Source organism: Enterobacter sp. DSM 30060 (assembly GCF_013375955.1).
In the GTDB taxonomy this organism is placed as follows: Bacteria; Pseudomonadota; Gammaproteobacteria; order Enterobacterales; family Enterobacteriaceae; genus Enterobacter; species Enterobacter intestinihominis.
In genome coordinates this window covers 1859100-1876145 of the sequence record NZ_CP056118.1, presented here as the reverse complement: position 1 = coordinate 1876145, position 17046 = coordinate 1859100, and the positions used below count along the sequence as shown (strand labels likewise).

General features: G+C 53.1%; 18 protein-coding genes. 16 read left to right on the top strand and 2 right to left on the bottom strand.

Going from position 1 to position 17046, the window contains the following annotated elements; all coding sequences use genetic code 11:
* Positions 1-49 precede the first annotated feature (49 nt).
* The 11 genes from HWQ15_RS08920 to HWQ15_RS08875 all read left to right on the top strand — a co-directional run bounded on the left by HWQ15_RS08920 (position 50) and on the right by HWQ15_RS08875 (position 9771).
* The gene (locus HWQ15_RS08920) at positions 50-268 is read left to right on the top strand and encodes an AlpA family transcriptional regulator (protein WP_032653018.1); all 219 of its coding nucleotides are present in this window, start codon (positions 50-52) and stop codon (positions 266-268) included.
* On the top strand, positions 268-702 hold the full coding sequence (locus HWQ15_RS08915; RefSeq protein ID WP_155019827.1) for a hypothetical protein: 435 nt from the start codon (positions 268-270) through the stop codon (positions 700-702). The genes HWQ15_RS08920 and HWQ15_RS08915 overlap by 1 nt, the downstream gene beginning before the upstream one ends.
* Before the next feature lie 13 nt (positions 703-715).
* Complete coding sequence (locus tag HWQ15_RS08910) at positions 716-1558, top strand: antA/AntB antirepressor family protein (protein WP_155019826.1); 843 nt, start codon at positions 716-718, stop codon at positions 1556-1558.
* Positions 1551-2231, top strand: a complete 681-nt coding sequence (locus HWQ15_RS08905; protein ID WP_023308805.1) for a host cell division inhibitor Icd-like protein — start codon at positions 1551-1553, stop codon at positions 2229-2231. The genes HWQ15_RS08910 and HWQ15_RS08905 overlap by 8 nt, the downstream gene beginning before the upstream one ends.
* Entirely contained in the window at positions 2228-2425 is a 198-nt protein-coding gene (locus HWQ15_RS08900; protein WP_023308804.1) for a hypothetical protein, read from the top strand. The genes HWQ15_RS08905 and HWQ15_RS08900 overlap by 4 nt, the downstream gene beginning before the upstream one ends.
* Complete coding sequence (locus HWQ15_RS08895) at positions 2422-3048, top strand: hypothetical protein (protein WP_023308803.1); 627 nt, start codon at positions 2422-2424, stop codon at positions 3046-3048. The genes HWQ15_RS08900 and HWQ15_RS08895 overlap by 4 nt, the downstream gene beginning before the upstream one ends.
* Positions 3049-3060: 12 nt before the next feature.
* A complete protein-coding gene (locus HWQ15_RS08890) occupies positions 3061-5820 on the top strand; it encodes a TOPRIM and DUF927 domain-containing protein (RefSeq protein WP_023308802.1) in 2760 nt (919 codons plus the stop codon).
* A 392-nt stretch (positions 5821-6212) separates the two neighbouring features.
* A complete protein-coding gene (locus HWQ15_RS08885) occupies positions 6213-7352 on the top strand; it encodes a hypothetical protein (RefSeq protein WP_023308801.1) in 1140 nt (379 codons plus the stop codon).
* Between the two features lie 726 nt (positions 7353-8078).
* On the top strand, positions 8079-8690 hold the full coding sequence (locus HWQ15_RS08880) for a hypothetical protein (RefSeq protein WP_023308800.1): 612 nt from the start codon (positions 8079-8081) through the stop codon (positions 8688-8690).
* A 232-nt stretch (positions 8691-8922) separates the two neighbouring features.
* Positions 8923-9108 carry a hypothetical protein gene (locus HWQ15_RS23180; protein ID WP_071786473.1) on the top strand — a complete coding sequence of 62 codons (186 nt, stop codon included), beginning with the start codon at positions 8923-8925 and terminating at the stop codon, positions 9106-9108.
* Between the two features lie 120 nt (positions 9109-9228).
* Entirely contained in the window at positions 9229-9771 is a 543-nt protein-coding gene (locus tag HWQ15_RS08875) for a plasmid pRiA4b ORF-3 family protein (RefSeq protein WP_071056516.1), read from the top strand.
* Here HWQ15_RS08875 and HWQ15_RS08870 read toward each other — a convergent pair.
* On the bottom strand, positions 9764-10123 hold the full coding sequence (locus HWQ15_RS08870; protein ID WP_047721497.1) for a hypothetical protein: 360 nt from the start codon (positions 10121-10123) through the stop codon (positions 9764-9766). The genes HWQ15_RS08875 and HWQ15_RS08870 overlap by 8 nt on opposite strands.
* Before the next feature lie 134 nt (positions 10124-10257).
* Between HWQ15_RS08870 and dinD the strand changes: the two genes are divergently transcribed.
* Entirely contained in the window at positions 10258-11082 is an 825-nt protein-coding gene (gene dinD / locus HWQ15_RS08865) for a DNA damage-inducible protein D (protein ID WP_155019825.1), read from the top strand.
* Between the two features lie 332 nt (positions 11083-11414).
* Entirely contained in the window at positions 11415-12032 is a 618-nt protein-coding gene (locus HWQ15_RS08860) for a trimeric intracellular cation channel family protein (RefSeq protein ID WP_023299016.1), read from the top strand.
* A gap of 2 nt (positions 12033-12034) precedes the next feature.
* Here HWQ15_RS08860 and ligB read toward each other — a convergent pair whose 3' ends face one another.
* Positions 12035-13705 carry an NAD-dependent DNA ligase LigB gene (ligB, locus tag HWQ15_RS08855; protein ID WP_063216089.1) on the bottom strand — a complete coding sequence of 557 codons (1671 nt, stop codon included), beginning with the start codon at positions 13703-13705 and terminating at the stop codon, positions 12035-12037.
* A 251-nt stretch (positions 13706-13956) separates the two neighbouring features.
* Between ligB and gmk the strand changes: the two genes are divergently transcribed.
* Genes gmk through spoT form a run of 3 tightly spaced genes read left to right on the top strand, consistent with a single transcriptional unit; the run spans position 13957 to position 17044 of the window.
* Positions 13957-14580 (top strand): guanylate kinase, encoded by a 624-nt coding sequence (gmk, locus tag HWQ15_RS08850; protein ID WP_006177710.1) that lies wholly within the window; start codon positions 13957-13959, stop codon positions 14578-14580.
* Between the two features lie 54 nt (positions 14581-14634).
* Positions 14635-14910, top strand: a complete 276-nt coding sequence (gene rpoZ, locus HWQ15_RS08845; RefSeq protein WP_000135058.1) for a DNA-directed RNA polymerase subunit omega — start codon at positions 14635-14637, stop codon at positions 14908-14910.
* A 19-nt stretch (positions 14911-14929) separates the two neighbouring features.
* A complete protein-coding gene (gene spoT, locus HWQ15_RS08840) occupies positions 14930-17044 on the top strand; it encodes a bifunctional GTP diphosphokinase/guanosine-3',5'-bis pyrophosphate 3'-pyrophosphohydrolase (protein WP_022646616.1) in 2115 nt (704 codons plus the stop codon).
* Positions 17045-17046 lie beyond the last annotated feature (2 nt).

Below are 17046 nucleotides of genomic sequence, written 5' to 3'. Positions count from 1 at the left end.
GCTATTGATAGCCTTTCCATCACCAGCTATCACAGGAGTTACGGGACATATGACAGCCTCTCAAGCCGCACAATCAGCACTTCCCACTACTGGATACATCCGCCGTTTTCGTATGCCGGAACTTTTGGGTGTTTCCATGCCAACTATTGACCGCTGGGTTAAGAACGGTACTCTGCCGCGCCCGGTAAAACTCACCGATAACGTGACCGCCTTTGATGCGGTAGAGATTAATAACTGGCTGGCTGAGCGCCGGGGAAAGGTGGCGTAATGGAAAAGAAAAACCGCCCCGTACAGCAGGCGGCTAACTCAGATATTCGCACGTCTGATATTACGCCGACCACCAGCCCGGTACAAGTACCTAAGCGAACCCCAAAGAAACACCGCGCCCGAGTCTATATGCTGCGCACTGGCGTAGAGGGATGGACAGAAAATGATATTCTGCGCTACTGCCGTCTTTCATCCGGGCGTAATTATGCGTCTGAACTGGAGCGCCAGCTTGATATTCAACTGGAGCGTATCGACGAGAAAAACCCGGATGGTATCGGCGCACACCTGCGCTACCGCTTTTCCTGCCGTGGCGATGTTCTCAAGGTGATCCAGCTTGTGAACCATAACGCCGCCATTAATGAACATCACGGGTTATCTCAGCAGGATATTTCCGACATTCTGAACCTCTACCCGGACGCGTTTAACGCCGCATAACGGAGCCGAAAACATGACTATCGAAAAAAGCCGATTCCATTCGGAGGCCGCCCCACAATCCAACACTTGCCAGGGCGAACATAGCAATAATGACTTTGCCGCGATTGTTCCCGTTATTTCCGGTCAAATTGGCGGGCGTGAGGCCAGTATTGTTAGCGCTAAGGCACTGCATAAAGCGCTCGGAGTAGGTAACGACTTTTCAACCTGGATCAAACTACGCATTGATGAATATGGCTTTAGCCTGAGTGCTGATTACGTGGTTTTTGATTCCTCAGATTTCAGGAATCAAAGTTCAAATTTTGAACAGGGTAGCCCCGGATGGGTGACAAAGCGTGGCGGCGACCGTCGCAGTAAAGATTATGGCCTTTCTCTGGGAATGGCTAAAGAACTGGCAATGGTTGAGCGAAACGAACAAGGTCGCGCCGTTCGCCGTTACTTTATTCAGTGTGAAGAAGCCCTACAGCGCAGCGTGCCAGAGATTGCCGCTCAGTATCGCCGCCAGCTCAAAGCCCGTATCGGTGCCGCCAACCTGTTTAAACCGATGTGCGTAGCACTGGAAAGCGCCCGCGCAGAACAGGGTAAACAGACGCAGGCTCGCCACTACAGCAACGAGAGTAATATGATCGCCCGCATTGTTTTGGGTGGCATGACAGCGAAGCAGTGGGCGCAGGCGAATAGCATTACTGGCGAACCACGCGACAGCATGAACGCCGGGCAACTGGAACACCTCACCTACCTGGAGAGTACCAACATTACGCTGATTGATATGGGTATGGGATATGACCTGCGTAAAGCCGAGCTAATCCGCCTCTCTCAGCGCTGGTTAGCTAAACATCTGGGGGCTAATCATGCTTAATGCCGCCGTCCAGAATAAAGCCTTTCCCCTGGCTGGCCTGATGTGTACCTTGCGCGGGATCGCGCACACGCATGAGGGTAAAGCTGGCATAACAGTGCCAGCTAATGCCAGCTCCTCATTTTCTCGTCGTGGTGACGAGGAGAGTTTCGAGACCAGTACGCGCGTGCGCGAAGGTGAGTTTCTGGAGTCCATAAAAAAGGGCTTGCCGACTATCGCCAACCCGGTTTATGGTTATAGCGCACCAGCAAAATCTGGTGTCGGGATTGGCGTCCCGATAACCTGTATAGTGCCGACACGCACTAAGCGTGTTTTTTTGTCGGCAAAATTCCTGCGCACCCAAATTATGGTGGGCTGGATGAGGCTTCCGAAAGGAAGGCCGGTGTCTATACAGGCCGGTTACGCCAACCTTGTTCAGCTCACCACCAGTCTGAGATTGGCGTCTCTTGGTGGTGAATTCAAAATTCACTGTATAGAGGCTGCCATCATGGCTACTACCCCTACCCAAAATCCGCATTTCATCTGGTTAATCGCTGCCGTTCGCCGCGATATGCCGACAATAGCCGCCAAAATCCATCACATTGCTGCTGAAACTGAGCGCGAAGCCCGCCGCACGCTGGCGCAGGATCACGTCTGTTTCTTTGCAGGCCGTATCCGTCTGGAGGTAGCAGCATGAGCCGTGAACTCACCTTAGAGCAGGTCGCAGAACGCGCGCACCAGACTGAAATAATTGCCCGTCTGGTTGAAGACTTCCCCCACCACCTTGCCGATAGCGAAGTATCCGCAATCGCCACTCTGTTAAAGCGCCTTTCCGGTGATGTTGCCGCATGGCTGATTGAAGAATTGGCAGAACGGGAGGGCAAAGCATGAGCAATATACTGACCATTAAACCGGGAAATCCCGACCTGTTCCACGCAGAAGCCACACCGGACGGCGTAAACATCATGACCCGCAATGATGCCGGGATGTATGAGCATGTTTGCCTTGTTCCCTATTCAGACGCGGTAACTCATCTCGATAGCGGCAGGTATGACGAAATACCCGATGAAGGATTTGCCCTGCATTTTGCAGTGGCTGACGGCGGGGCGCGTGGCTGGTTCGACTTCACCGCGCAGCATAACCTGACTATGTGGCGCTGGCTGATTGCTGCCACGTTCATTTCTGAGATGAAGCGCGAAAACGGCACAACCTACGTCACGGAGGCTGACGGCACAACATCGCAGGTGGCGATTTACTCCAATGGTAATGCGGGCATGGTGATTTACCCGTTTGCTGAACGGCTGGCGATGGCGAACAACATCGAGGGCGCAATGATTGAGCGCTACGGCGTTGAGCAAGGAACAGAGAACGCCATTGTGTTCTACCGCGCCATGCTGGATGCGGAACGCGGAGAGCTGACCCCGTTCGGACGTGAAACGCTGGCAGAGCTACACGATCACTTCATTGCTGATCTGGATGAAAACGGCTGGCCTGAAATGCCAGCGGCGCACTGAGGGAGCGACACAATGCGTAATATCGACCTTATCCGCGAAGTGACCACCGCCGCCGCTGGTAACTGGCCTTATGTGCTGGCTGGCCTGTCTATCGACGTGCCTGATTCATCACGCCGTCATGCCCCCTGCCCTGCATGTGGCGGTACGGATCGCTTCCGGTTCGACGACAACGGGCGCGGCAGCTTTATCTGCAATCAGTGCGGCGCGGGCGACGGGCTGGATTTAATCAAGCGGGTGAACAATTGCGACACAACAGAGGCGGCGCACCTTGCCGCTGATGTGCTGGGTATTGATTACCGGGCAGCACAAACCGACCAGACGGCAGCGAGCCAGAGAAGGGAGCAACTGGAGGCTGACCGCCAGCAGCGTGAGCAGGAGCGCCAGCAACAGGCAGCAGAGGACGCAGAGCAGCGAAGGGCAACGTTTACCCGTCTGTATGCCGGAATGCGCCAGAACGTCACACAGGGCGAATCTGATTACCTGCAATCAAAAGGGCTGACCGGGTTCAATTACCCGGTTATGTCCGATGGTTCGTTACTCCTGCCGCTGGTGGATGAATCAGGCGCAGTGGTGGCGGCGCAGACCATCACCCCGCAGGGTGAAAAACGACTCCTGACAGGTTCAGCAAAGCGTGGGGCATATCACGCCGTTAACGCACCGGGACAGCCGCAGAAGGTGATCATTGCCGAAGGGCTGGCAACGACTTTATCTACTCACCTGATGCGGCCTGACGCACTGACAGTGTGCGCCATTGATGCGGGCAACCTGCTGCCAGTGGCGGAGTTTATGCGCCAGCAGTACCCACAGGCGCAGATCATCATTGCCGCTGATAACGACCGACTGGATGACAAGCCCAATACTGGCACTGAACGGGCGGAGAAAGCCGCTTCTGCCGTGGCGGGCTATGTTGCCGTGCCGCCGACAGACTACAAAGCTGACTGGAACGACTACCACCATCAACACGGGCTGGAAGTCGCTACGGCTGCGTTTAATGATTCGATGTACCAGCCGCAGGGGGAATGCGTGAAACCACAACTACAGGCCATTGAGGGCGGTAAAACTGACCAGCCAGAGAAAGACCCGCTAAAACCCCGCATTGAGAGCCGCAAAGATGGCGTTTACTGGATCACGCCTAAGGTGGACAAGGAAAGCGGCGAGATTATCAACAATGAAAGCTGGCTGGCCTCATCGATGGACGTTATCGGCACCGGGCGGGACGATAAGGATCAGTACCTGATATTGCGCTGGCTGGCCTTTGGCGCAGGCATACCGACAACAGCGGCTATCCCCCTGGCTGACATTGGCGAGCGCGAGGGATGGCGCACCCTGAAAGCGGGCGGGGTTAACGTCACCACCAAGAGCAGCTTGCGGGCGATTCTGGCTGACTGGCTACAGCGTAGCGGCTCGCGTGAATTGTGGCGCGTTGCTCACGCTAGTGGCTGGCAGTGCGGGGCATACATTATGCCGGATGGGGAAATTATCGGCGCACCTGCGCAACCCGTTTTATTCAGTGGACGCAGTTCTGCCGCCGCCGGGTACAGCGTAGCGGGAACCTCAGAGAGCTGGCGTAACAGTGTTGCGCGGCTGGCATACGGTAACTACGCGATGATGACGGGCATTGCCGCCGCACTGGCAGCACCGTTAATCGGGCTGGCTGGCGCTGACGGTTTCGGCATTCACTTCTATGAACAGTCGAGCGCGGGTAAAACCACCACGGCGAACGTGGCGAGCAGTTTATACGGCAACCCGGACTTACTGCGCCTGACGTGGTACGGCACGGCGCTGGGGCTGGCGAACGAAGCCGCCGCACACAATGACGGGCTGATGCCCCTGGATGAAGTTGGACAGGGGGCAGACCCGATAAGCGTGTCACAGTCTGCCTATGCGCTGTTTAACGGCGTGGGGAAATTGCAGGGCGCAAAAGAGGGTGGCAACCGCGATTTAAAACGCTGGCGAACCGTGGCGATCAGCACTGGTGAAATGGACTTGGAAACCTTCATCGCCACCGCCGGACGCAAGACCAAAGCCGGGCAACTGGTGCGCCTGCTGAATATTCCGCTGAGTAAGGCAGTACGTTTCCACGAACACCAGAACGGTAAACAGCACGCCGACGCGCTGAAAGATGCTTACCAGCACCATCACGGCACTGCCGGGCGGGAGTGGATCAGGTGGCTGGCAGACCACCAGCAGCAGGCCATTGATACCGTGCGTGAGTGTGAAGCCCGCTGGCGCAGTCTTATTCCTGCCGACTATGGCGAGCAGGTTCACCGCGTGGCTGCACGCTTTGCCATTCTGGAGGCTGCTTTGTTGCTGGGTGAAGTTGTCACCGGATGGGATGCTCAGACATGCCGTGATGCGATACAGCACAGCTACAACGCGTGGTTGCGTGAATTCGGTACGGGGAACAAAGAGCACCAGCAGATTATTGAGCAAACGGAAGCGTTTCTTAATGCGTATGGGTTCAGCCGTTTCGCGCCGTTCCCCTACAGTTCTGCCGACATGCCCGTTAAGGATCTGGCGGGGTATCGTCAGAAGGGGAACCACGATAGCGACCCTGTAATCTTCTACACCTTTCGCGGCGCATTCGAAAAGGAGATCGCGCAGAACTTTAACCCGACGCAGTTCGCCGAAGTTCTGAAAAATGCCGGGATGCTGAAACCGCCAGCCAGCGGGCGTGGTTATCAGCGTAAATCACCGCGTATCGACGGGCGACAGATTAACGTTTACGTCCTGACCTTCCAACCAGAGGATTACGCTCCATCAGAGGAATAGCACTTCTCACATGCGTAAAAAGGGTGTTGGTTCAGTCAGTTCAGTTGGTTCAATATGTAAAGATTTTTGTTTTATAAAGGATTTAATTTTCGTTTTGAACCAACACTGAACCAACAAATGCCCGTTTTGAACCAACATGCTTTGATAGGGGTATTCACTCTGGCAGGCAGTGAACCAACAGAAAGCCCCGCTGAACCAACACAAAATCGCCGATGTTGGTTCAGCAAAACCCAGTGCTGGTGCGTGCTGGCGGGCAGTGAACCAACTGAACCAACTGAACCAACACATTTTTACTTATATAGAAGCATTGAGTCAGTTTTGATCTTAGGCTACTGACGGGTAACTAGCTGCGTGCTAGGATTTATCCGAATATCACTAATGGGAATAGGGACATGAAAAGAACAATTTTAGCGTGCGTTATTGCTGCCACTCTTCTAACCGGGTGTGGTCCAAAGGAATTAACCCCTGAGCAAAAGCAGGAAGTGAGCAATCTCAAGAGCGAGCTTTCGCAGACGGAAAAAGAAATAGCCGCAGCAACAGAGCAGCAGGGGCAGTTCACGGGTGGATTAATCAAAAATCTCACGACGGCCAGGCTTGAAGTGCTGGGAACTAATAAAGCTCTTTTAGAACAACGTATCAACGCTATCGAGTCGGGCGCTAAGATTGATTTAGCCATTAGCGGTGTTAAACCAGACCCAGAGGCGGCGGCGGTTTTAAAAACTGAAATTGATAAGCTTGCTGTCCAAATCAGCGATGCCAAAAAGGAAGCAAGCCAATACAGCGGTGGTCTTGTCCAGGCGCTGAAACTGTCGACTGTTGCGACTCAGGAACAGACAATGGCGATGCTACAACAGCGGTACCTTTCGGCGATGTATGGATTGGCTGAGGTCAAAGTTCCCACTGAGCAGGCTAATACGGTTGCTGCTGCAAAACAAACACCACAACCATCGGCAGCAGCCACTAACGCACCATTGTTACCCCCGGGCGAAGGACCGTTTGGTTTAGATGTTGGTTTATCTAAAAAGAATATTGAGGATATGACCGGCGAAGATCTTAAACCTGTGGCAAATAGTGCTGACCTTTACACATCCGCATCGTTGCCGAAAAAGAATGCTGAATTTGAGGCTTATGGGCTTTTAATCTCCCCAGATGCTGGCCTATGTCAAATAAGGGCAGTGGGGAAAAGCATTGATACTGATAGTTTTGGCATTGCTTTAAAATCCAAATATGAGGAACTTAGCGACTCACTATCCTCTATCTATGGTAAAGCTGATAAAAATGATTTCTTGATATCAGGTTCAATCTGGAAAGAGCCTAAATACTGGATGATGTCCTTGGATAAAAAGGAGCGGTTTTTGTCAGCGGAATGGAAAGGAACTAAAGAAAAACCACTGAAAAATAACCTGATCTCCGTATCTATCGAAGCTAGAGCGGACGGTTCCGAGAAGGGGTATATTTTTCTACAGTATAACTTCACTAATAACGATATTTGCAAAGCCGAGATTGAAGGCGCGAAAAAAAGCTCTCTTTAGCTAACATATTGGATCATATTCGAAACCCGCTTCGCGGGTTTTTTATCGCTATCCTTAAGAGTCTCGAGAGTCAGCGGCATGATTGCTGATATTTAGAAGGAGGTACTCTGTGTCGTGTTAAAGGGTGCGACAGTTCGCAGTAAGGTTTGCACCAGAACGGCTGTAAATTCTGGACTGTTCTTGACAGATTTTAAACCCTAGTAGCGCTAAACCCGCGCCAGTCGCGGGCTGGAAGCCAGAACGTGATTTAGGTTGTCAAAAATATTCTGGTTCGCGCCATTGGTTCGCAGTACGCAGTCAGGTACGCAGCAAAACTGCGCATTCAGCGTGCGTACCATCTGACGAATTCTAACGGCGGCATTGCGAATTCGTCGTAAATTGCGCAGAACGAAATGCGAATTCGCAAAATAGCGGAGAGGACTGATATTACTGGCGCAGATTAGTCCATTCGCAGTTGGTAGCACCACGGATATGTTAAGTTTTGCTAAGGTTTTGGGCGCAGTAAATTGCGAATTGCGCAGTTCACCAAAAATCTGCGCAAAACGAAACGGATACCAATGCGCAAACCATCCTCAACCCCGCGCGGTTACTGGCTTTATTGATTTGAAATTACAAAAGTGGTGCGCAATTTACAGTAAAATACGCATATTATTTCGTATTCATTTTGCGCAGTGCGCAGCGCAAATCCTAACATTTCCTAACGTTGCGCAGAGGAGGGATCGGAAAGTGAGAGACAGAACACGCAGCTATACCACCGACCTGCCCCGCATAGGGTTGCCATTCCTTACGAACATGCGTCGCAGGCTGACGGACGCCGAACCGGGTACACAGCTTTATACCCAGACCGAAAGCGGAACGTTGTATGCCTTCCGGCAAGCCGACAGCTACGCCATGACAATCAACGGCGTGACGCGGGCGATTCGCACTACAACCACGCAGGCCGGATATGGCGTGCGGGAATGGTACGTTTGCCCCCACTGTATGAAGCGGGCTGCAAAGCTGTATATCGGTAAAAAAGATATTGGCTGCCGGGAATGCTGGAAGCTCCACTACAAAAGCCAGAGCGCTGACAGACTGGACAGGATGCGAATGAAGATACGCCAGCAGCGATGCGCGATATGGGGCAACAATGACCTTACCAATAATCTGTTTAATGACATTCGCATGTTCCCGAAGCCAAAGGGGATGCGCTGGGCTACGTTTGACAGGAAGCGGGCAGAGTTGTCAGCAATGGAGATGGCTTACTGGCAGGCATTCAGTCCGGTAGTAGATAGAATCACGGGCGTGATTGAGCGTAAGACGGGGAAAGCAGCCAGAGGCATTGGCCTGACTTTGTAAAAGCAAAACGCCCGCACGGGGCGTCAAGGAACGGGATAGACTTCTGCGACAATTTGCATTCGCCGCCAATATAGCAAGCCGTCCACATCAAGCAATAAACTATCACCGGGAGGGGGAGGCCAAATCTCTGCAACCCTGAGCCTTAAGGACTGCCCGCCTCATCGAATGTTTATACCCGCGAAAAATAAAATTTAATCCGGGCGTGTTTCATCCTTCCAGATGGGTATGACGTATGACACCACGCGAAATAGCTTTATTGACCACCGCCAAACTGGAGCACGAAGGCCACCAGCTAACCCCGGCAGATCAACGGGAGATAGAACGCTCAGTTAATGCCGATATAGCCCGGCGTGACAAATTCCGCGAAATGATGCGATCACCCGCCTACCAGTGGAGGAAGCCAGCGCCGCGCAGGTAGATACGGGATTATTCCGCATGTAACTTATGCGTATTAAGCAAATTACCTTTATTCACCTTTACAGAATTGTGAGTGCGTCAGTATCGTTATCCTTCCGATTCGCATTTATTCAGGATTTGCATGTACCAGCTAAAGATAACCATCCGAGACAGCAAACCACCAATATGGCGGCGTGTGCTGGTTCCAGAGCAAATCCCCTTTAGTGAACTTCACGCGGTGATCCAGTTGGCTTTTGGCTGGAATGACGAACATCTGTATATGTTCGAGAAAGGTCGTAAAGGTGATCCCGGTAGCGAGTATCGCGTATGGGGTGAGGATGAAAGCATGGGTAACGCGGCAATCACGCCACTATGGGCGGCGCTCCAGAATGAGGGGGACAGGCTGGTTTACACGTATGACTTTGGCGACTGGTGGGATTGCCTCGTTGTGCTGGAGAAGCGAACACACGATACTAGTAAGCAGCCCATTGGCTGTCTGCGCGGGAAAGGCACCACCCCGGCGGAAAACTCAGGTGGTTTGCATGGATACAATGAATTGCTCTTACAGGCCAGAGATTCTGATAATCCTCAACAGGCCGAGATCCACAATTTCCTGATGCTGGATATTGAGCGCCGGGTTTACGACCTGAGCAGCATCAACGATAGATTGCAGGCTCTTAACTGACCCGCATATATTCGCCTGATATTGCGTTATCAGCGCCGCCAGTATCGCGCATAACAGCGCACTGACCGGGTAAACCGTAACGCACGACCGTTGCGTTGGTTTCACCGCCGCGCCGTACCTGCCGCGATTCATACACTGTCATTCGCTCAAGCAGTCCACCGGCAACCATGCTTTCGAGCGTGCGGCGGGTTGATTCGAGCTGGTGTCGTTTATCGAACGATCCCATGCCGTGAAGCAGGTAGGCCACGCCCGACACATCGAGTGGCGGAGCGCCGATCTCACCCGATACCCACTCGAGGTTATCCGGCTCAAAGTAACTGAGTATCTCTTTTTTGCGGCTGGTCATTCTCATGGCTGGCAGGTTCCTTATTGTGGGATACCTCTATCATACATTAATCAGGATGTGAGATATTGAGTCTTGCCGTTACCATTAGCGGCAATGATAGCCGCCATCCTTAAACATCAAGCTAATACATGGAGTGAGCAATGAACGAGCACCACCAGCCTTTCGAAGAGATCAAGCAGGTTGATGACGAAGGATCGGAATATTGGTCAGCACGAGAGCTAGCAAAGTTGCTGGATTACTCAGAGTATCGTCATTTCACTCCTGTTTTAGAACGAGCAAAAGAAGCGTGCCTTAACAGTGGGCACAATGTTGACGACCATTTCGAGGATGTCCTCGGTATGGTCAAAATTGGTTCAGGTGCGCAAAGGGAGCTAAAGGATATAAGACTGTCCCGGTACGCTAGCTACTTAGTCGTTCAAAACGGAGACCCCACCAAACCCGTTATAGCAGCGGGACAAACGTACTTTGCAATACAGACCAGGCGGCAGGAACTAGCTGACGATGAGACGTTCAAGCGACTCCGCGAAGATGAGAAACGCCTTTTTCTCAGGAACGAACTAAAAGAGCACAATAAACAATTGGTCGAGGCAGCACAGCAAGCTGGTGTTGAAACAACACTGGACTTTGCAATCTTCCAGAATCACGGATACAAGGGGCTTTATGGCGGGTTAGACCAAAAGGCTATCCATCAGCGAAAAGGGCTTAAAAAGAGCCAAAAGATACTCGATCACATGGGTTCTACCGAATTGGCTGCCAACCTGTTCCGAGCGACTCAGGCAGAAGAAAAGCTCCGCAGAGATAATGTTAAATCGAAGCAAAAAGCTAATGAAACTCACTTCGAGGTCGGCCGGAAAGTTAGGCAAACAATCCAAGAGCTAGGCGGGACAATGCCAGAGAATCTGCCCGCACCGGAAAAAAGCATCAAACAATTAGAATCTGCCGCCAAGAAGCTGGATAAAAAATAGACGCGCCTTTAAGCACATCACTTTACGGTGTACACAAGGGTGTACCTAATAAAAAAACGCATTACCAAAAAACCAGCAAACAAGCAGCTTTAAACCATCTACTCAATAAACAGATTCAATCGAGTAATACCTTTCAGGGTGGTGTCTGGCACATCACCCATTACTTTTTCTAATCCTTATTTATCCTTACTATCTTTGCCTCCCGCCTTATCAAAAGCCCGCCTGGCATGCGTTGATAAATTCCTTTAGGGCAAATCCCCTCGCCTTAGAAAATCTCAATCGTGATCTTACGCACAAATCGCTAATCTCCTCCTCTTCATTCCGGAGGGTTTATGCTGCTTCACATTCTCTATCTTATTGGCATTACCGCTGAAGCCATGACCGGCGCGCTCGCCGCCGGACGTCGCCGTATGGACACCTTCGGCGTGATCATTATTGCCACGGCCACTGCGCTCGGCGGCGGGTCCGTGCGCGATATCCTGCTTGGCCATTATCCGCTCGGCTGGGTTAAAAACCCTGAGTACGTCATTATCGTGGCAACGGCAGCCGTGTTAACCACGATTGTAGCCCCGGTGATGCCTCATCTGCGCCGCTTGTTCCTGGTGCTGGATGCGCTTGGGCTGATTGTTTTTTCCATCATTGGCGCACAAATTGCTCTCGATATGGGTGAAGGCCCGGTTATCGCCACCATTGCGGCGGTGATCACGGGCGTGTTTGGCGGGGTGCTGCGGGATATGTTCTGCAAACGTATCCCGCTGGTTTTCCAGAAGGAACTGTACGCCGGCATCTCCTTTGCCGCGGCAGTGCTTTATGTCGCCTTGCAGCACTATGTCACCAACCACGATGTGGTCGTTATCTCCACGCTGCTGTTTGGTTTCACGGCGCGTATGCTGGCATTGCGTCTGAAGCTTGGCCTGCCGGTTTTTCATTACAAGCACAACGCGCATTAAGGTCAGAACCCGTTAATGTGCTGCTCAGCCAGCCACCTTGCCAGCCTATCAACGGGAGGCGCATGCAGCCAGTTAACGACCTGCTGCGCCTTCTCTTCACCTGTTCCCGGCAAAGCCTGCCAGTCAGCGGCGCTCCGCTGATTCAGCGCCTGCCACGACGCCGCCCCAACCGCATTCAGCGTGGCTTTTGTCAGCGGGATCCCCATCGCTGTGACCCAGCGAATAAAAGGTTGTTTGCGCACCATATTAAAACGATGCCAGAGCGATAACCCGCGCCCGGCGGAAAAGCCAGGCGTGGACTGTAGCTGCGCCTGCGTCAGTGTTAACCACGAAAAAATATGCTCGAAACGATGCGTCTGATGAAGCGTTCGCCAGCCCGCCTCGCCTAACCCCTCGATCCCTAGCCCTTGTTTCGAGCTAAGCCACGTCAACCGGGCAAAGAACTGTTCCATACACGCTGGTGAGGCATAAAAACAGGTCAGCGAGTGGTACTGCAGTGCCGGAGGTTCTGGTTTTTCCCTGTTCGCTCCCCGCCAGACAACTCGATCGAATCGGGGGATCCCCTGCCCGGCGAGGCTTATCAGAACCTGATCGCCGGGAACAATATCCAGCCGCTGCCAGCGTGTGACCGACCCCAGGCTCACCCGCCGCACCTGTTTATCATCAAGCTTTACTGGATCCAGTTCGGCTACAACGGACACCTTGCCCGTTCGCCCGACGCCAAACTGTATCCCTCGCACTTCAGCAACCTGAGCGACAGGCGTATATTTCCATGCGACAACCCAACGGCCTTCACCGGGTAACCAACCGTCGCCCGCGGGTTCATCCGCTGAACGCACCACAATGCCGTCCGTGGCAAAGGGCAATGCTGTTGTATGCCACGCTGAACGCTGCGCTTCGACCGCATTCACAGACGCGGCGGGCAGCGTATAACGCGCCGTCAGGGTGAACCCGGCTTTTGACAACGCATCCAGAGATACCTGCATCTCTTTAGGTCCATCCGGCCAGGCCCAGATAAACACGCCGAGCTGCCTGAGAAGTGCGCTATCGTTATGACGCATCATGGCGCCCGCCACTTTTGCCCGCATGTTCATCCCCCCCATCTGACGCTGGATGTGGTTTTCATGAATCCAGAACAGTTCACCCTGTAAGACGCTATTTGCCAGGGGGCCGGACAGGTTTTGCGGAACAGAGGGGATTGATCGAACCTGCGCCGTCCAGTCTTCACCTTTCACACCGTTGCCACGGCTAATGGCCCGGACAAGCTTCCCGCCCTGGTACACCAGCGTCACAGCCACGCCATCCACTTTGGGCTGCATCCAGAGATGTTGCCGGGCTCGCATCCACTGGCTGAGCTCAGCTTTACTGGCAACCTTATGCACGCCCGTATGCGCAACCGGGTGTGTCACACTACCTGTCAGAGGTGGCGGTCTCTCTTCGGAAGAGACATGACCAAAGCAGCGCTGCCACTGGTTCAACCGCGCGTTAAGCTGATCGTAAACCCCGTCATCAACGTCACTGACTCCCTGCTTCCAGTAAGCATCGTCCCAGCGTTTGATCTGCGCGCTCAGCGCTACAATTTCCTTTTCTGCTTTTGCCTGCGACCATACCGGGCATACCGCTAACCCGGTGCTACACCACAACAGCGCAAACCCGCTTATCCATCGCCACATTATTACCCCTCCTTTGCGTTGGAGGAGGTATAACCCGGTATTGAAAACGACGCGAATGGCAACGTTACGCTTTACGAGGCGTTATCCAGCGTTTCTTTTTGTTGCTGCAAACCGCAGACAAAACCTGAAAACGGCACGCAAAATTTAATCATCCACGGGAAAAAGTGTGACAAAGGCTACGTCACACAGCGGCGACGTGTATAATAAGCCCGTATGTAGGACTTCTTCGTTAACACATACAAAAGACTCTCATGGCTCAAGGCACGCTTTATATTGTTTCTGCCCCTAGTGGCGCGGGTAAATCCAGCCTTATTCAGGCACTGTTAAAAACCCAACCGCTGTACGATACACAGGTTTCTGTTTCTCACACCACGCGAGCACCGCGTCCGGGTGAGGTGCACGGTGAACACTATTTCTTTGTGAATCACGACGAATTCAGAGCGATGATTGGCAGAGACGCGTTTCTTGAACACGCAGAAGTATTCGGTAACTACTACGGTACTTCGCGTGAAACCATTGAGCAGGTTCTGGCGACCGGCGTGAACGTGTTCCTGGATATCGACTGGCAGGGCGCGCAGCAAATTCGTAAGAAAATGCCTGATTCGCGCAGTATTTTTATTCTACCGCCATCGAAAGATGAACTGGATCGCCGCCTGCGGGGTCGCGGCCAGGACAGCGAAGAAGTTATCGCGAAGCGTATGGCACAGGCTGTTGCAGAAATGAGCCATTACGCGGAATATGATTACCTTATTGTGAATGATGATTTTGATGCCGCGCTGAGCGATCTCAAAACTATCCTTCGCGCAGAACGTCTGCGTATGAGCCGCCAGAAGCAGCGACATGACGCATTAATCACCAAACTGTTGGCAGACTGAACCCACTTTCAGTATCATGCCCAGTCATTTCTTCACCTGTGGAGCATTTTAAGTATGGCACGCGTAACTGTTCAGGACGCTGTAGAGAAAATTGGTAACCGTTTTGACCTGGTACTGGTCGCCGCGCGTCGCGCTCGTCAGATGCAGGTAGGCGGTAAAGATCCGCTGGTACCGGAAGAAAACGATAAAACCACCGTTATTGCACTTCGCGAAATCGAAGAAGGTCTGATCAACAACCAGATCCTCGACGTGCGTGAGCGCCAGGAGCAGCAAGAGCAGGAAGCCGCAGAACTGCAGGCCGTAACCGCCATTGCTGAAGGTCGTCGTTAATTAAACCTGCGGGTCGCCCTTGTATCTGTTTGAAAGCCTGAATCAACTGATTCAAACCTACCTGCCTGAAGACCAGATTAAGCGTCTTCAGCAGGCGTATCTCGTTGCACGTGACGCTCACGAGGGCCAGACACGTTCAAGCGGTGAACCCTATATCACGCACCCGGTAGCGGTGGCCTGTATTCTGGCCGAGATGAAACTCGACTACGAAACGCTCATGGCCGCCCTGCTGCATGACGTGATTGAAGATACCCCTGCCACCTACCAGGACATGGAACAGCTGTTTGGCAAAAGCGTTGCCGAGCTGGTGGAAGGGGTCTCTAAGCTTGATAAGCTGAAATTCCGCGATAAGAAAGAGGCGCAAGCCGAAAACTTTCGCAAGATGATCATGGCGATGGTGCAGGATATCCGCGTCATTCTCATCAAACTTGCTGACCGCACCCACAATATGCGCACGCTGGGCTCACTTCGCCCGGATAAACGTCGCCGCATCGCCCGTGAAACCCTCGAAATCTACAGTCCGCTGGCGCACCGTTTAGGTATTCATCACATTAAAACCGAGCTGGAAGAGCTGGGTTTTGAAGCGTTATACCCGAACCGCTATCGCGTGATTAAAGAGGTGGTGAAAGCCGCACGAGGCAACCGTAAAGAGATGATTCAAAAGATCCTCTCTGAAATCGAAGGGCGCTTGCAGGAAGCCGGTATTCCGTGCCGCGTCAGCGGTCGCGAAAAGCATTTGTACTCTATCTACTGCAAAATGGTGCTCAAAGAGCAACGTTTCCACTCGATCATGGATATCTACGCGTTCCGCGTCATCGTCCACGACTCTGACACCTGCTACCGCGTGCTGGGGCAGATGCATAGCCTGTACAAGCCACGTCCGGGGCGCGTCAAAGATTACATCGCCATTCCAAAAGCGAACGGATATCAATCTTTGCACACCTCCATGATTGGCCCGCACGGCGTTCCGGTTGAGGTGCAAATTCGTACCGAAGACATGGATCAGATGGCGGAAATGGGTGTCGCGGCGCACTGGGCTTATAAAGAGCACGGCGGCGAAAGCAGCACCACCGCGCAAATCCGCGCCCAGCGCTGGATGCAGAGCCTGCTGGAGCTGCAACAGAGTGCAGGTAGCTCGTTTGAATTTATCGAGAGCGTTAAATCCGATCTCTTCCCGGATGAGATTTACGTTTTCACGCCGGAAGGGCGCATTGTCGAACTGCCTGCGGGCGCGACGCCGGTCGACTTCGCTTACGCCGTGCATACCGATATCGGCCATGCCTGCGTGGGTGCCCGCGTCGACAGGCAGCCTTATCCGCTGTCGCAGCCGCTCTTCAGCGGGCAGACTGTCGAAATTATTACCGCGCCGGGCGCACGTCCTAACGCCGCCTGGCTGAACTTTGTCGTGAGCTCAAAAGCGCGCGCAAAAATCCGCCAGCTGCTGAAAAATCTCAAGCGCGACGACTCCGTTAGCCTGGGGCGTCGTCTGCTCAATCACGCGCTGGGTGGCAGCCGCAAACTGGCAGAGATCCCACCAGAAAACATTCAGCATGAGCTGGAGCGTATGAAGCTCGCCTCGCTGGATGACCTGCTGGCAGAGATTGGCCTCGGAAACGCCATGAGCGTGGTCGTGGCGAAGAACCTGCAACAGGGCGAAACGACAGCCGTTCCTGCTAACGCGCAAAATCATGGTCACCTGCCAATCAAAGGCGCTGACGGGGTGCTAATCACCTTCGCCAAATGCTGCCGCCCTATCCCGGGCGACCCGATTATTGCGCACGTCAGCCCGGGTAAAGGGCTGGTGATCCACCACGAATCTTGCCGTAACATCCGTGGCTATCAGAAAGAGCCTGAGAAGTTCATGGCGGTCGAATGGGATAAAGAGACAGCGCAGGAATTTATCACTGAAATCAAGGTGGATATGTTTAACCACCAGGGTGCACTGGCGAACCTGACGGCAGCGATCAACACGGCCTCGTCAAACATTCAGAGCCTGAATACTGAAGAAAAAGATGGCCGCGTTTACAGCGCCTTTATTCGCCTGACCGCCCGTGACCGCGTACATCTGGCCAATATTATGCGCAAGATCCGCGTGATGCCGGATGTCATTAAAGTCACCCGTAACCGAAACTAGCA

Bases quoted from the DNA above. Each gene is read 5' to 3' on its own strand.
- HWQ15_RS08910 (WP_155019826.1), top strand. From the start codon at position 716: ATGACTATCGAAAAAAGCCGATTCCATTCGGAGGCCGCCCCACAATCC.
- HWQ15_RS08905 (WP_023308805.1), top strand. From the start codon at position 1,551: ATGCTTAATGCCGCCGTCCAGAATAAAGCCTTTCCCCTGGCTGGCCTG.
- gmk (WP_006177710.1), top strand. From the start codon at position 13,957: ATGGCTCAAGGCACGCTTTATATTGTTTCTGCCCCTAGTGGCGCGGGT.
- HWQ15_RS08900 (WP_023308804.1), top strand. From the start codon at position 2,228: ATGAGCCGTGAACTCACCTTAGAGCAGGTCGCAGAACGCGCGCACCAG.
- dinD (WP_155019825.1), top strand. From the start codon at position 10,258: ATGAACGAGCACCACCAGCCTTTCGAAGAGATCAAGCAGGTTGATGAC.
- ligB (WP_063216089.1), bottom strand. From the start codon at position 13,705: ATGTGGCGATGGATAAGCGGGTTTGCGCTGTTGTGGTGTAGCACCGGG.
- HWQ15_RS08870 (WP_047721497.1), bottom strand. From the start codon at position 10,123: ATGAGAATGACCAGCCGCAAAAAAGAGATACTCAGTTACTTTGAGCCG.
- HWQ15_RS23180 (WP_071786473.1), top strand. From the start codon at position 8,923: ATGACACCACGCGAAATAGCTTTATTGACCACCGCCAAACTGGAGCAC.
- HWQ15_RS08875 (WP_071056516.1), top strand. From the start codon at position 9,229: ATGTACCAGCTAAAGATAACCATCCGAGACAGCAAACCACCAATATGG.
- HWQ15_RS08885 (WP_023308801.1), top strand. From the start codon at position 6,213: ATGAAAAGAACAATTTTAGCGTGCGTTATTGCTGCCACTCTTCTAACC.
- rpoZ (WP_000135058.1), top strand. From the start codon at position 14,635: ATGGCACGCGTAACTGTTCAGGACGCTGTAGAGAAAATTGGTAACCGT.
- HWQ15_RS08920 (WP_032653018.1), top strand. From the start codon at position 50: ATGACAGCCTCTCAAGCCGCACAATCAGCACTTCCCACTACTGGATAC.
- HWQ15_RS08895 (WP_023308803.1), top strand. From the start codon at position 2,422: ATGAGCAATATACTGACCATTAAACCGGGAAATCCCGACCTGTTCCAC.
- HWQ15_RS08890 (WP_023308802.1), top strand. From the start codon at position 3,061: ATGCGTAATATCGACCTTATCCGCGAAGTGACCACCGCCGCCGCTGGT.
- HWQ15_RS08860 (WP_023299016.1), top strand. From the start codon at position 11,415: ATGCTGCTTCACATTCTCTATCTTATTGGCATTACCGCTGAAGCCATG.
- HWQ15_RS08915 (WP_155019827.1), top strand. From the start codon at position 268: ATGGAAAAGAAAAACCGCCCCGTACAGCAGGCGGCTAACTCAGATATT.